A 15,200-nucleotide genomic window follows, 5' to 3' on the forward strand; every position below is an offset into this window, starting at 1 on the left:
CCATACTAATTGCCCGTGAGGCTTGACCATATAACACCCAAACAATTTGCTGTTTGAGTGTCATAACAGAAGTTGATAGAACCGAAAGTTTGCAACACTACAAACATCACATACCCGATTCGAAGCAGCGTCCAAGACGAGGCTTCAAACAAATTGCTTGACGACCATAGAGCATTGGAACCACCTGATCCCATCCCGAACTCAGTAGTGAAACGATGCATCGCCGATGGTAGTGTGGGGTTTCCCCATGTGAGAGTAGGTCATCGTCAAGCGCCTATACCGAAACCCCAGATCATGTAAATGGTCTGGGGTTTCTCTTTGCCCTAAACAAAAGCACGACAGGCCGCGCAGCCCGTCGCTAGCAGCCAGTAAGGATGGCGGGATAGGGTAGGCTTAGTCTGATCACACTTTTTGAAAGAGTCTGGCTTGCCAGCCAGCAATTGTTTTTCATCAGAGTGATAACTCCTCGTTTACACTAGGTTCACTTTGTGAAGGGAAATCTATGCCGGAGCCGATTGAAGCAACATCGCTGACACAACATTCCATTGAGCAGCTTATAGCCTGCCATGAATGCGACCTGCTGATGCGAAATCAATCAATTGAGGACGGTGAGAGAGTCGAGTGCCCGCGCTGTGGCTACGAGCTCTATAGCCATAGACACCAAGTTATACGACGTAGCCTGGCATTGGTTTTGGCTGCTCTGCTGCTGTATGTACCTGCGAACTTTCTACCTATCATCGAACTCAATCTACTTGGGCAACAGACCCAGGACACAGTGTGGTCAGGGGTACTTGGCTTGTATAACAGCGGCATGCAGTCGGTTGCTGTCGTTGTGTTTTTAAGCAGTATGGTGATTCCGTTACTCAAGTTATTGATTCAACTGTTCGTCTTGCTCAGCATTCGTTTCGATTTTGGCCGTAGTTATGGTCTATTGCTGTACCGCATGTACCACCATATGCGTGAGTGGGGCATGCTTGAGGTGTACCTGATGGGCATCCTCGTCGCTGTAGTCAAGTTGGTTGACGTTGCTGACCTCAGTTTTGGCATGGGTCTGTTGTGCTTTATCGGCCTGTTGCTGCTACAGGTGTGGCTGGAGGTCACCATGTCTCCCCATCAGATATGGCAAGGGTTATCAGGTGAGGAGCGCGCCAGTGAGAGCAATTGATGCTGGGTTGCTGGTCTGTGATGAATGCCATCAGTTGAGCCCGATTGATACAGAAGTGGAGAAGCAGTTCTGCCCACGCTGCGGGGGAAGGGTGCATGCGCGTCGGCCAAATAGCCTGTTACAGACCTGGGCGCTGCTCATTACCTCGGCGATCCTGTATATCCCGGCAAATATGTTGCCGATCATGCAGGTTAGCTCCCTGGGGAAAGGCCAGGCCGATACCATAATGTCTGGCGTGATCGAGCTGGTTAACTATGGGATGTACCCTATTGCAGCTGTGGTGTTCATTGCCAGTATTTTGGTGCCTACGTTCAAGCTGGTAGGTATTGGTTTGCTGCTTTACTCCGTACAACGTCGCCAACCCATGTCGGCACGCCAACGCATGTGGATGTATCGTTTTATCGAGTGGATTGGCCGCTGGTCAATGCTAGACATTTTTGTAATCGCAATTTTAGTAACTGTGGTCAAGTTTGGCGCATTAGCCAGCATTGAGCCGGGCTGGGGTGCTGTTGCATTCGCCAGTGTGGTTATCCTGACCATGCTTGCGGCTTTAACCTTTGATCCACGCTTGATTTGGGACAATACGGATACGGATGACAACGATGAATGATCTGCCTCTGGCTAAAAAAAAACCGGCCTCTAATTGGTCGGCTATCTGGATCTTGCCCATCATCGCGTTGTTGATTGGTGGCTGGCTGGCCTGGAAGGCATACGATCAAGCGGGCATCATGATTGAGGTCAGGTTTGCAAGCGGTGGGGGGATTGAGGCTGGCAAGACGGAAGTTATCTATAAAGGGATTTCGGTCGGTAAGGTTAAGGCGGTAAATCTCGACAGCGAAGGCAAGGCTGATGATGTTGTCGCCACCATCGAGATGAGTAAAGAGGCCAAGGGGCACTTACTCACTGGCACACGTTTCTGGTTGGTCAAGCCCAGTGTGTCTCTGGCCGGTGTGACAGGTTTGGAAACCCTGGTTTCAGGTAATTACATTGCCGTGAGTCCGGGCAAGGGCGAGCCTACCCTGAAATTTAAAGCGCTAGATGAGGCCCCGCCGTTATCCAATGATACGCCCGGGCTGCATCTGACGCTCAAGGCTGATCGCCTGGGGTCGATCGATAAGGACAGCCCGATTTTCTACCGCCAGCTAAAGGTGGGTCGGGTCAAGGACTATGTGCTGGATGATGATCGCCAGACGATTCGTATCCACATATTCATTGAGCCTGAGTATGCCAACCTGGTGCGTAAACATACCCGTTTCTGGAACGCCAGCGGTATCACGGTCGATGCTGGGCTATCGGGTTTCAAGGTACGCACTGAATCGCTCGCCAGCATTGTTGCCGGAGGGATTGCCTTTGGTACGCCTGAGACGCGCAAGGACAGCCCGCCAACAGATCCGTCCCAGCCATTTCGCTTGTATGACAGCTTTGACTCGGCGCAAGCAGGTCTCAAGGTTGTCGTGAAACTCCCTGATTTCGAAGGCCTCGAAGAAAACCATACGCCAGTCATGTACAAGGGAATCCAGGTCGGCATGCTTAAGAAGCTCAAGGTAGATGATGATCTACAAGGGGCTACCGCAGAGCTGACCCTGGACCCCTTGACCGAGCACTACCTGGTTGAGGGTACCCAGTTCTGGGTCGTTAAGCCTTCGATCTCCCTGGCTGGTATTACTGGCATTGAAGCACTGGTTAAAGGGAACTACATTGCCGTTCGTCCAGGCAAAAAGGGTGCAGCGCCTGCGCGCGAGTTTGAGGCGCGTAGTAAGGCTCCACCACTTGATTTGGGCGCTCCTGGCCTGCACCTGGTTATGCGCAGTGAAAACCTTGGTTCACTTGAGGTGGGCAGCCCCATTTTGTATCACCAGATTAAAGTGGGCACGGTTCAGAGCTATCAACTGGCACGTAATAATAAAGAAGTGCTACTGGGGGTCCACATCACGCCCGAGTACGCGCATCTAGTCAACCGCACCAGCTATTTCTGGAACGCCAGCGGCATAACACTCAAGGGCGGCTTGTCGGGGATTGAGGTCAAAAGTGAGTCATTGCAAACGTTGATTGCCGGTGGCATAGCTTTTGAAACTGCAGACCTCAACGGCCCACGCTCCAATAAACGAATACAGATGTTCAACCTGCACAGTGATCGTGATGATGCGGTCAAGGCAGGCACGATGATCAGTATTCGGGTTGATCGTGCTGACGGGCTCAAGCCAGGTGCGCCGATTCGCTACAAGGGTATGGATGTAGGTACTATCGAAAGTCTTGAATTGACCAAAGACTTGCAGGCCGTTCAGCTCAATGCGCGTATTACTCAAGGCGATGCAAGGGTTGCCCGGGCTGGCAGTAAGTTCTGGGTAGTCAAACCGGAGTTGGGTCTGACGCAGGTGGACAATCTCGATACCCTGGTACGTGGCCAGTATGTTGAGGTCTTGCCTGGTAATACCCAGGAAGCCAAGCGCACTCAATTTATTGCCTTGACCGACCCACCGAACTTAGCCGAAAGCGAAGCGGGCTTGCGCCTGGTCTTGAGTGCCTCGCGTCGCGGTTCCTTGAAGACTGGCGTACCTGTTACCTACCGCGAGATCGTGGTTGGAAAAGTGGTCAGTTATGAGTTGGGAGCAACGGCTGATCGTGTTCTTATCCACATTTTGATTGAGCCTCGCTACAAGGCATTGGTTCACACCGGAAGCCGGTTCTGGAATACATCGGGTATAGGTGTCGATGCAGGGCTGTTCAAAGGCGTGAAGCTACGAACCGAATCGCTGGAGACGGTATTGGCTGGTGGCGTATCCTTCGCGACTCCAGACAACGCCGATATGGGCAAACAGGCAATCCCCGGCCAAACCTTTGCGCTGTTTGATGACCCAGAGGATGATTGGCTGCGCTGGGCGCCAAAAATCCAGCTACCCAAGAAGTAGTCGCTGAAACAACAAGGGCCGCATATGCGGCCCTTGTTGTTTATACAGGCATTGGGCTTTAGCTTAGGGCTTCCTCGGCAGGTACTGGTTTTGCCTCCTGCGCTGTCTTTTCCCGTGGCTTGATGAACTTCCAGTCCGCCTCATCGATATAGATGCCGTTCGGGCCACTGCCGCCTTCGAGGTCAATCGCGACGTGTGCTGAAACCTGTGGTTTAACAGACGCAAGAATTGGCACGAAGCCCAACTGTAGGCTGGTTTCTATCAGGGCTTGCTGGTTGCGTTCGTCGATGTCTGCCGCCTCATCAAGGTAGTAAGGCAAGCGTACCCGGCCCGCTTGTTCGCGATCCATCAAGTGCAACAACAAGTACATGTTGGTCAGCGCCTTGATGGTCATGGTCGTACCGTTGGACGCCGCGCCGTCGATATCGGTATGTATCACTGGCTGGCCATGAACCTTGGTGATCTCAAATGACAGCTCGAACAGCTCTTTCAAGCCCAGCTGGTTGTGATTGGCTGCAACGAGGCGCGCCAGGTACTCTTTGGCTTCTTCGTTCTTGGCGTCTTGATCGGCTGATTGCGACAGGTCGAATACGGATAGGGTTTCGCCCTCCTCATATTGACCGGCACTGTGGATGATCTGGTCAATATGCTTGAGCGCTTCCTTGTTCGGCGCCAGGACAATGCGGAAACTTTCGAGGTTCGAGACCTGCCGCTTGTTGATCTCGCGGTTAAACAGGGCCAGTTGGTGTTCTAAATTGTCGTAGTCACTGCGGATGTTGCGCAGGGTACGGGCAATGTCTGTCACCGCTGCACGGCGCGCCTTTGCCAGGGTCAGAGCCTCATCCTGGCGGTGCGCATAGGCATTGACCAGCAAGTGCAGGCGCCGCTCGACATCATCCTCGCTGTCGAACTTGGCTACGCCCTTCAAGCGTACCTGTGCATACAGAGCCTCGACTTGGCCATCGATACGCTGCAAGCCCTGCCAGGCATCTTGATAGTCATTGAGCAGCGGTAGCAAGTTATCCAGCGAGTCATCCACCGGGTCGGTGAACGGGGTGCCGAAGGGCAGGTCGGACGGCAATAGCTGGCGGCGGCGCAGAGCATCTTCGAGCGTACGCTCCTTGGCCTCAAGGTCGGCTAGCTGGCGGCCAACCAGTTGCAGCTTGGCAGAGAGTTGCTGGACGCGTTCGGTGAAGGCATCACTGGAACGTTTCAATTCATCCTGAGCGGCTTCATGCTCTGCGAGCTGCCCTAGCTTGCCTGGCTTTTCTGCTGCCAAGGTCTCGCTGCGACGGAAGTCTTCGAGCGCCTTTTGTGCGTCGAGGACATTCTTATACAGCTGCTCGGCCTGGGACTTGCTCGCAGCGCGGTCTGCTGCGACGGCTTGTTGAGTCTTCAGCTGTTTGTATTCGCGGTCGAGACGGTCTTTTTGATCGCGCAACGCTGCCCGGTCAGCCAGAGCTTGCAGAGCGGGTGGCTCGATGTGGGAAAGGTTGATGGACAATCCCGGGACTTCAAATTGCTCGCCCTTGAAGCCATCGAGGATTGCTTCAAGGGATTTGACCCAGGCTTCACCGTCCTCGACCTGAATGCCTTTTTCGCCCAGAGGCAAGCTAAAGAGCTGGCCATTGAACAGGCGCATCAAGCGATCTACATCTTGCTGCGAAAACTCCTCGCGCAAACGCGAGTAGCTGTTGTTATCGGCATGCTCAAGCTGTTGCTTGACTGACTTGAGGCGCTTATCGAGGTCACGTAGGCGCTCATCAAGGTCTTCGCTGGAGAACTGTCGAGATTGCGCCAGCGCACCGGCGAGTTCGTCATGGGCATCCTTGGCAGCCAGAAGTTGTTGCTCCAGTTGCTGCACGTTGTCGACCAGGGCAAAGCGGTGCGTCAGCACATCGAGCTCGCCAAGCCAGCGTTGAATTTCGCTGATCTCACGTTCGAGGCGCATCAACTCCTGGGTGCTGCTGCGCTGTTCATTTTGTAAGCCATCTTGTTCGTTGCGATAGTGCTCGGCCTGAATGACCAGCTCCTCGCGGCGCGCCCCTGCGTAGTCCTGCCAGGTGCCAAGCAAGCTATCGAGCAACGGCGATAGGCGATGCAACTTGCCGCGCAATAGTTCGCGTTGTGCTACACCCGCAGACAACGCTTCGATCAGAGGCCCGGCAGTCACCAGTGCCTGGTAATCCTGCTCCATGCGGCGCACATCGCGGAACGCCTCTTCAGTAGCAGCAATATAGTCAACACTGCCTGAGCGCAAGCTATGCTCGAAAGCATCAAGAAAAAGCTGCTTGAGCTTGGCTGCGGTGATTTCACGCATGTGCAGCAGGTTGATGAACAGCGCACGAAAGGTTTTCAGGCTCTGCTCACTGGTCGAGCGCAGCGGGATAATCGTCAGGTCCAGCGGAATCGAGGTATGCCCGCCAACCAGCAGGCGCCGCAATTCATCGGGCTTGAGTTCGTAGGCCTTGATGTCTTCGCGTTCGAGGTTGTTGAACAGTTCGCGTTGCCGTAAACAGGTGCCATTTTTCTGATAGTGGTCAAGATTCAACTCGCCAGCGTAGGCAAAGAACTGATGACCAAAACCGCCGCCTGGACCGCGCCCGGCAACACCTATCACATGGGTGCCATGAGGTAATGAAACCTCGACCAGGATATAGCTGGTGTCGGTGGCAAAATAGAACTTTCGCGATTGCTCCAGGCTGTATTTGCCAAAGCTCATGTCTGACATGCGTGCGAGTATCGGGAATTGCAGGGCGTTAATCGATGCACTTTTTCCCAAGTTGTTGGCGCCATAGACCGATAGCGGATTTTCCAGTGGGAAAATCCCCAGGCTGTAGCCGGCAGTGTTCAACAAGGCAAAACGGCGAATGCCGTAGCGTTCCTGGCTCATGCATCAACCTCCTGGTTTGCGCGTTCTGCGGCGATGGCTTCAGATATGGCCTGTTCTTCGGATAATTCATCAACTTTTACTGCAGCTTCGTCGAGACGAATGATGTCTTCCTCTTCATCATCGACCAGTACAGGTGTCGGCAGCGGCAGATTGCTGTGCAGGCTGGCCGCGAGATCACGGTCTTGCTGGACCGACAGGCACACATCGAGGAACCGGTGCATAGGCGCCAGAAAACGATAGATACCGTTGTCTTCGCTGGCAAAACCCAGTTGGCAAAGACGACGCATAACCTTTTCTTCGAGCTCGTCCTGGGTTGTCACTTCGGCCTGGACAAACAGGTCGCGGTATTTTTCCAGTAACGCAGGCAACTCGTCGCGGCCCAGGCTGCCACCGTCAAGCACCGCCAGCGGATCGCGCCCCTGGTCGGCCAGGTGCTCAACCAGGATAAAAGTGAACAGAGCGAGACGCTGTGCCGTTTTGTTGACCTGTGCGCCAATTTGCTCAGGTACAAAGTAATAGAAGCCGCGAGGGTCGCAGGTCAGTTCAAAACCAAGCGCCTTGAACAGCGCGCGATATTGGTCTTGTTGGTTCGATAGCTGCGTATACAGCTCTGGGTCACGGCGACTGACGTGGTAGCCCTTGAACAGTTCACGGAATATAGGGGCCAAGTGGCTCAGTTCGGAAAGGTCGATATTCATACGCTGCTCTTTTCGGCTTTGCTGGACGCCGGATTACTTTTAATCAGGGCGAATGAGCTCAGGTTGACCTGATGCTCGGCGGTAAGGTATTCGCGCCGCTCAAGGCGGTCACGCTGGAAGCGTGAGTCACGCGATAATCGAGAGAACCAGTACAGCAACTCATCTGTTGCTCCATTGGGCTCCTGCTCAAGTAGCCAAGCCATCAGGTCAGGCAGCGGTAGCGCTTGTTCGCATCGCTCAAGCATTTCCCGCGCGGTGCGCGGTGCACGAGGAGCCTGGCCTTTGCGGCTGCTGCTGGCTTTGGGGAAATGGGCAGGCTTGGGTTCGAAGCGGGCCAGGGCGTAGACATAAGCCTCGACCTGCGAAGCACTTCCAAGGAAGGTGCTTTGCGGGCGACTGAACATGGGCATTGACGCCTGCGGCACTGCATCGAGCCCTTTGCGACGAATGGCTGAAAGCGCCAGGGCCGCGCCACGTGTCACGGCGTTATGCCTGCGTGCTTCTTCACGCAGCGGCAGTAATAGCTCGCGTGCACGGCGCAAGGTCAGTTGCGCGGTGGTCTGCATCTCGAGAATACGTGCATGGGTTCGCAGCAGCAGGTCATCGTCGACCAACTGGCCGAGACGCTGCTGCTCGCTCAACAGGCGCAGCAGTACATGCTCAACACGGTAGACGCCTTGCTCGAAGGCACCGTCGGCGGCAACCAGCTGGATCATTGGCTCGACGTATTCGTCCCAAGTCGCCAGTACTTCAGCATAGCGTTGGCGCAGGGGGATTTGCCGGTCGCTGGTTTTGGCACGGTCAGCGACAGCGACCAACGCTTGTTCATCGTTGAGAAGTTTTTTCAGTACATCGCGTACGCGCATGTCGAGCAAGCGCAGCTGCCGCGCAAGGTCATGAGCATCACGGACTTCAAATGCATCCTTTATATAACCGGCCAAGCGCTCAAGGTGGCGCAGGTAGGCCTCGATTTCCAGGCATAGGCCAAGGCGATGCTCACGGCGCAGGTAGGCGAGGAAGTCATGAATCTGCGCATTCAACTCGAAGCGGTTGGGACTTTTGGCCACCGGCACCAATATGTCCAGGCGAATCCACTGATCGAGCAGCATGGTGATATCGACTGGCGTGCTCTCCGGCAACTGTACCGAAAGCTGGCTGCGCAGTTCGGTCAGGCTCAAGGTCCCGGAGTCAAAGTGCTCGCAAAGCGGCTCAAGTAACGTCCAGTGTTCGGCGAGGGCACGCAATACGCGCTTGGGGTCAATCATTGAGAGGCCAATCACTCAATTGAAAAACGCCAATTGTACTGCATCGTTGGAAAAACGCTTGAGTTACAACCGATCAGAGGTCGTTTCTCTGTACTGCAGCACGGGATGAGTACCAGCAATGGTGACTCATCAAGTCACGGAAGTGACAGATTGCGGCAGTATGCGACTGCTGGAACAGCAAGACTGGCTAAAAGATGTGGGCTGCTTCGCATTTGAATGCCAGATTGCGCTGGCATTGAATTTGCGATGAAGGTGGAACCCCCCACGCTTTTTGGTACCTGTCATGTCTGCCACTACGGCTGTTTTGATTGAAGATTACTGGGCCGGATTGGAGCAGCAGAACCACCTCGATTGGGATCTGCATGCAATCACCAATCGACGCGAGGCAATTGCCTTCTTGCAACGGTTCGAAAACCGCCTGTGCGTCTACTCGCCCTACATAGAAAAGCTGTATAGCAACTACAGTTTCGTGGTCCCGCAGAGCAATCACGGCAGTATTACCATTCTGCCGGACGAGCAGGCTTGGCATGATACCTTTCAGGACATTCCCTGCGCGGCTGTTGAAGCCACAGGGGTATACATCATCCCTGGCGAAACCATGGGGCACTCCGGATTGTACCTAAAGATTCCGAGTGGAAATCGACTGGTGGGCTCCAAAGAGTTGCCTTTTCATGATGGACTGAGGCTCCTTATTCGGCGTTATAAGACACTGGGTGAAATATTCCTGCCGGTACTGGTAAAAGGGGATCTACGCGAGTACGAGGCGCGAATGCCATCACTTCACTTGCACCGGATAAAACTCAACTGCCTGGCACATTGCTCGCAACTGAGTATTGATGCCTTAACTCGTGCAATTACAGCCCATGTTTTAGCGCTATTCCAGCAATATGGACAGCGTTCTACGGATGTGGTGATGAGTAACAGTTCGCATTAGTTCGGTCCGTAAATAACCGATTCGACTTTTAACCCTCGACTATTGGTTGGGGGCGATTTGTGCCAGTGGTTCCTATATTTATTACAGGCGAAAGGCATTTGCTTTCGTCAGAAGTAAGTACATGGAGGCATTATGAATTCGGTTTCTCGATTCTTAAAAAGCATTTTGATATTACTTTGCACTGGAGTTGCCAGTACAAGTGCCAGTGCAAAAATGATCGAGATGGCCGATAAAGAATTGTCGGATGTATCTGGTCAAGCGTTTATTAACCTGACGACAGATCAAAATGCAGGTATTGACTACACCCGTATTAATCTAGGGTTGAAGGTTGAAACACAATTAAATATCAAGCAGCTCGAACTGGGTAAATACCCTCGCGCGGGGGAGCCTGTCGATAGTGCTGATATTCTGATCAATAACTTTGCGCTGGGTACTGTTAACGCCGATGATACGGTTAATCCATTTCAAATAACCAACCCCTACTTGGAGCTGGCATATGATGGCAATAAGGTCGTCGGTGTCAGGGTCGGTTTTGATGAAGCCAAAGGTTATCTTTCAGGGGATATTAAGAGCCTGACTGGCAACATCCCGATCAAGATCGAAGGTACGGCATCGCCTATATTTGACGCAGCGAATACCTTTGAAGACGTTCTCCTGACCCTTGCAGGCGTCACCAGGCGTACGAGGCTGCAGGCGGATGCTGGCTTGGTCACCCAGGGCGGCGATTCCGATCTGATTCGCGCCACTTATTCAGGGCTTGAAAATGGTCAGCGCCTGAGCTGCAGTGATTGCAACTTAACAGGCTTCACCGATGCATTACTCAGCTTGTTTTCATCCAATGGTTGTGAGGTCCTTTCGCTGCCAACCTGCTTCCCGCTTGGCAATTTCCAATCGTTACCCGTTGGCAACTTGAATTTAGCTGACAATCCAAATACTGCTGCAATAGAGGGCGCTGCTCGTGGATTCTTCCTGTCCTTGCAGACCCAGGATGTTGCCTGGCGTGACAAGGACAGCAATGCGTTTCGCAATGTACTTGCCGGTGCCTTTTTAAACATTCCCAATTATCGCGATGAAAATGGCAACCTCGTGGCACCTATCAAGCTCAATTTTGAACAAGCCTTTAACGGTATTGCGCGAGAGGATACCTGCCTGGGCTCTGCGACTGTGGGGTGCTAAGCATGAAAGGGTTATATAGCCTGTTGTACGGCGCTTTGATTGTGTTTCCGGTGCAAGCAAAAATGCTGGAAATGAACGATCAACAACTCGCAGGTGTGAACGGCCAGGGTATTGCATTCTCACTTGAAGGCATACTGCTTGATGCATCTGAATCGAGCATATTTATTAATGATATTACCAATGCGGCGGGTGAAAATATCCCTATCTCGGTTCATGAGTTTTATTTGGCTTCAACCGGCAGTAATAAAGGCAGCAATCTGCAGCCGGTCAACCTCGGGCGCCTTAGCAATCCGTTCAAGCTTCAGTTTGGTAACGGTGAAGATCTTTTAACTCTCAGAGATGATGGCGTGTGGGTACAAACCACTCCTGATGAAGTCGCTATTCTTGAATTGAAGTTTCCTGAACGTTTGACTGGTGTCATGGGGCAACCTTGTATTGCCGGTTTTGCCGCCGCAGGTACTAACTGCTCAAGTCGCCTGGGTGAACGTCTCGATGCTGGTATTCGCTTTGATTTTCAGGTTGCAGCAGGGCGTACCGATATACTCAATATCGATATTGTCGAGTTGATCATGGACGGTAGTTATTTACGGCTTTGGGGCGATGAGGCTCGGGATCAGTTGGTTGGCGAAGCGCGTACAAATATTTTCGCAAAACGTATTGATTTGATGTCTTGCATTCCCGGTTCTTTAAACTGCGCGAGTGACCAAGAACAAGCAGACAGGACCTTAAGCCTAAGCGATACCTATTTCAATATTGCTTTGGGTTACGGTAAGAGCCAGCCGTTATTATTTGATGTAACCAGTGATGGTCAGTTTGTAATTGAACTCCCCAACCCCGTCAGTCGAGCGGCTAATGGCTCTGCACGTTCTGCAGCGGAACGAAATGCAATTGCCAATGACTTCTATACCAATGCACCTGAAACAAACATTGTTATTGGTAATTTACGCTCAGGCAACAACGGTATAGTTTCCGGCGGCTATAACTACGGCCGCAATTCAATAGAAGGTATGAGCATCAACTATCTGAAGGCGACTAGCCGTGATTTATAAAGCGCTTGTTATTGTTCCACTGGTCTTTGCTACGACCCTGCATGCAGAGATGCAGGCACTTGATGATGCTACCTTGAGCCAATTCAATGGGCGGGGAGGCGTGTATTTGTCTGGTGAGTTGAGCATTAACAAAGAGGGCGGCGTACTCTGGGATACTCCGGCAACCAACAATCCGGCCACTTGGTCCGCAAATCAACGTAGCTGTTCAGCAGTGGGCTCCACAGTTCCCGGTGACTGTGGCTTACGTGTAGCTGTTCGTGCCGAAGAGTCTGGTGGCTGGTATGTGCTGGATAATATCAAGGGTATTTTTAGTTTCGAAGGTTTGACTTTGCGTACGCGCATGATTAATAGCGGTTTTGGAGGCGATGGTGCGGTTTTCAATCAAGATGTATTGGAGTTTGGCTTGCCGAATGAAATTGTATTTAAAGATGCCAATTTCACATTCGGTGTTTCTAATCAAGGTGGTTGGAGAAATAAAGCACTGAGTGTTGCACAAGGTGGTGATCCAAGTTATCAGCAAACGAATATCTTCTCTATCACAATTGATGGCACCACTCGAGTGCAGGGTAATGTTTTAGTTTTTCCTAGCAACTGAGGCTTTAAGCTATGTACCGTTATTCGCTATGTCTCATTGGTTTATTCAGTTCAGTGCTGCAAGCGATGCAAGTGCTTGATGATAACGACCTGTCTGAGATTTCAGGGCAAGACGGTATTAGCTTGCAGGTTACAGGGCCAGGTTGGTCCGCTGGTAGGATTGATCATACGCAAGATGGACAGAGGCTGAGTCTTAAGAAGGTCAGTGCCCGACCGCTATCCAGCAGCAGTGCATCTAATACAGCGATAGACGTTGCGGCTGGACAGCTTCAAGTCGAACATGCGGGACGTGCGACTGAGCTAACTGTCAGTAAGGTTGAGCTCGCTGGCAATCCGAATAGCTTCGGTAGTCTTCGGATGTTCTCAACACTAGGGGCCAGACTAAAGTTACGAGGCGGTGGGGCCAGTGGCGTCAGCGGGTTCTCCGTTGATGACAGCAAGCTTTCACTGACCGATACCACATTTTACTACCGCGATAACGGTTTCGATCTGATTGTCAAAGGTGTCTCGTTTGATACCTATTTGAATAATGCCTATGTGGATATTGTCAGCGGCGGGAATGGCGAGCAGGTAAAACTCGATCTTGGTGACTCTCGTTTTGTTGCCTCTGTTGGTGGGGTTGGTCTTGATCTTGCGTATTCCGATGCGGTTGATGGTGTTGCAGCAACCCCAAGTGCGCCAGATACTCGTGACCCTCAATACGAACGTAGTTTCGGTCAGTTGCGGATGGATCTACGGCTTGGGGGCAGTATCAGTATCTCGGGAGGCGGGGAAAGCGGAGAAGGGTTGCGCCTGACGCCTGATATAACTGTTGCCAACAGCCTGTTTCAATATACCGACGCCGGTGTGTTGCGAGCTGAAAACTATTCGGGTGCGATTGTCAGCCAGTCAGGCCTGACTCTAGACCTTGAGCAAGACACGCAGGGCAATTACGTCAAATTAGCCTTTCAGGACCTCAATCTCACTGCTGCGCTTGAGGGATTGATTATTGGAAACCCGGCCAGTCAACGTATAGGAAGTGTCGGTTTTGATTTGAAGTTTCAAAATCAAGGTACGTTCCAAAACTACCTCAAGCTCCGTCCCGGAGGTGATAGCCACTCCGGGAGTGAAGGCATCACGGCAGATATTGGCTGGAGCCTGGTAGATAGCTCGTTATCGCTGACCGACAACAATAACAGCTTGTGGTTTAGCGGCTTGCGCAGCTTCGGTACAGGTCAGGTAACAGTTGATGTGACTAAAAGTTGTGCAACCGGCCTGGGTGTAGCTTGCTACGCCGGGCTTGCTGACCTAGACCCCTCGAGCGGTGGCTTCGATGGGCATTTCGACGGTATCCGATTCGGGCTTAACAATGTTGTTGGTCATTATAGTCTCGATGGCATACGTGTTGGTCAAGCTGATGCTCCACTCCAAGGGGGAACAGAGTTATTGGTATTGCTTTCGATTTTTCCAGCCTACGACTTCACGCTCAATGGCCATCTTACGATCAAGCCAGGTGGTTATGTTGGTGATGGTTTTGGATTTAATGCCGACTTTTACACCACGGAAGCGAACGCGGCGCTTAATGTAGATGAAAGTAGTCAAGGGTTGTGGCTCAGTGGGGCAGAGTACGAGATGCATTATCGCGATGGTTCCGTTGATGTCAGTAATCAAGGCGTCGAGTTTAGAAAAGGCACTTATTGGTCGAAGCTTGATGTTTCCGACTTGCGCCTGGGTGACAAAGACACCGGAAGAAGTATTGGCAGGATTGTACTTAAGCGTTATGAGCAGGGTTCATCACTTACCTTGAGCTCTGGCGGCGCAGGCGCTTTGTGTGTTGGCGGCTCTGGTACGAGTGCCGGCGCCTGCATGGCAAGTGGCGGTCGCTGGGATGACCGTGGCAATGAAGGGTTGAGCGCTAAGCTGAAAAGCATTTTCGTTAGGGACAACTCCGGCAGTCCTGAGGATGCAGTCTCCAATAACCCCAAACGCAACCAGTTTATCCTGGAGAATGGCCGGGTAAATAATGAAAATGGGACGGGAGCCCAATGGGTTATTGATAATTTTTATACATCGGATGGTGATCCAGCCAATCCAGATCAAAACACTTATGGTTTCAATGTCGACCTCGGCCTGGATGTTGCGCCCTCCAGTGTGTGTATAAAAAACAGTACCGGGTGTACACCAATTACCCCGGATCCACTTGGGTTCGCTGTGAACGCACGGGCACATTTCAAAGAGATAAATATCGAGCGTTTTCAGAATGTGCACCCCACTGGGGGCAGTGTTACCTCGTTCTACGGAGTTAAAGTGCAAAATGCTGATATAGGAGCAAACCTAACCGCGACACCTATCAATTAAGGGGCGGTTTATCAGCGCTTTGATGTGGACTCATGAGCGTTAGCGAGGCATCTGCCAAAGGCTGGTTCGCAGGTTGAGTCCCCGTGTGAAAACAATCAGGGGGCCGTCCTTGCGCTGTCATACCTTCGAAATAGCAGCAAGAGCTGCCAGTTCGAGCCACGCGCAGGCGCTTTCAGAATG

11 protein-coding genes and 1 rRNA gene are annotated in these 15,200 nt (G+C 52.2%); 9 read left to right on the forward strand and 3 right to left on the reverse strand.

The window, feature by feature from the left end:
* The first annotated feature begins 156 nt into the window (after positions 1–156).
* From rrf to CHB79_RS00020, 4 genes are all read left to right on the forward strand, one after another.
* Positions 157–272 (forward strand): 5S ribosomal RNA (gene rrf / locus CHB79_RS00005).
* 230 nt (positions 273–502) lie between these two features.
* Positions 503–1,165 (forward strand): paraquat-inducible protein A, encoded by a 663-nt coding sequence (locus tag CHB79_RS00010; RefSeq protein ID WP_089358487.1) that lies wholly within the window; start codon positions 503–505, stop codon positions 1,163–1,165.
* A complete protein-coding gene (locus tag CHB79_RS00015) occupies positions 1,152–1,775 on the forward strand; it encodes a paraquat-inducible protein A (protein ID WP_089358488.1) in 624 nt (207 codons plus the stop codon). Before CHB79_RS00010 ends, CHB79_RS00015 begins: the two co-directional genes overlap by 14 nt.
* Positions 1,768–4,074 carry a PqiB family protein gene (locus tag CHB79_RS00020; protein ID WP_089358489.1) on the forward strand — a complete coding sequence of 769 codons (2,307 nt, stop codon included), beginning with the start codon at positions 1,768–1,770 and terminating at the stop codon, positions 4,072–4,074. The genes CHB79_RS00015 and CHB79_RS00020 overlap by 8 nt, the downstream gene beginning before the upstream one ends.
* Before the next feature lie 58 nt (positions 4,075–4,132).
* On the opposite strand, the gene mksF is transcribed toward CHB79_RS00020, so the two are convergent.
* Genes mksF through mksB form a run of 3 tightly spaced genes read right to left on the reverse strand, consistent with a single transcriptional unit; the run spans position 4,133 to position 8,930 of the window.
* The gene (gene mksF, locus CHB79_RS00025; RefSeq protein ID WP_089358490.1) at positions 4,133–6,967 is read right to left on the reverse strand and encodes an Mks condensin complex protein MksF; all 2,835 of its coding nucleotides are present in this window, start codon (positions 6,965–6,967) and stop codon (positions 4,133–4,135) included.
* On the reverse strand, positions 6,964–7,665 hold the full coding sequence (gene mksE / locus CHB79_RS00030; RefSeq protein WP_089358491.1) for an Mks condensin complex protein MksE: 702 nt from the start codon (positions 7,663–7,665) through the stop codon (positions 6,964–6,966). Before mksE ends, mksF begins: the two co-directional genes overlap by 4 nt.
* Positions 7,662–8,930 (reverse strand): Mks condensin complex protein MksB, encoded by a 1,269-nt coding sequence (gene mksB / locus CHB79_RS00035; RefSeq protein ID WP_010490820.1) that lies wholly within the window; start codon positions 8,928–8,930, stop codon positions 7,662–7,664. Before mksB ends, mksE begins: the two co-directional genes overlap by 4 nt.
* A gap of 283 nt (positions 8,931–9,213) precedes the next feature.
* Here mksB and CHB79_RS00040 point away from each other — a divergent pair, with 283 nt between their 5' ends.
* From CHB79_RS00040 to CHB79_RS00060, 5 genes are all read left to right on the forward strand, one after another.
* The gene (locus CHB79_RS00040; protein ID WP_089358492.1) at positions 9,214–9,864 is read left to right on the forward strand and encodes a hypothetical protein; all 651 of its coding nucleotides are present in this window, start codon (positions 9,214–9,216) and stop codon (positions 9,862–9,864) included.
* Between the two features lie 132 nt (positions 9,865–9,996).
* Positions 9,997–11,040: a DUF6160 family protein gene (locus CHB79_RS00045; RefSeq protein ID WP_029529733.1), complete on the forward strand. Its 1,044-nt coding sequence runs from the start codon at positions 9,997–9,999 to the stop codon at positions 11,038–11,040.
* A gap of 2 nt (positions 11,041–11,042) precedes the next feature.
* Positions 11,043–12,089, forward strand: a complete 1,047-nt coding sequence (locus CHB79_RS00050; protein WP_089358493.1) for a hypothetical protein — start codon at positions 11,043–11,045, stop codon at positions 12,087–12,089.
* Positions 12,079–12,684, forward strand: coding sequence for a hypothetical protein (locus tag CHB79_RS00055; RefSeq protein ID WP_089358494.1), 606 nt, complete (start codon positions 12,079–12,081; stop codon positions 12,682–12,684). Before CHB79_RS00050 ends, CHB79_RS00055 begins: the two co-directional genes overlap by 11 nt.
* Before the next feature lie 11 nt (positions 12,685–12,695).
* On the forward strand, positions 12,696–15,020 hold the full coding sequence (locus tag CHB79_RS00060; protein WP_089358495.1) for a DUF6160 family protein: 2,325 nt from the start codon (positions 12,696–12,698) through the stop codon (positions 15,018–15,020).
* Positions 15,021–15,200 lie beyond the last annotated feature (180 nt).

It is taken from the genome of Pseudomonas segetis, from assembly GCF_900188155.1.
GTDB classification, from domain to species: Bacteria; Pseudomonadota; Gammaproteobacteria; order Pseudomonadales; family Pseudomonadaceae; genus Aquipseudomonas; species Aquipseudomonas segetis.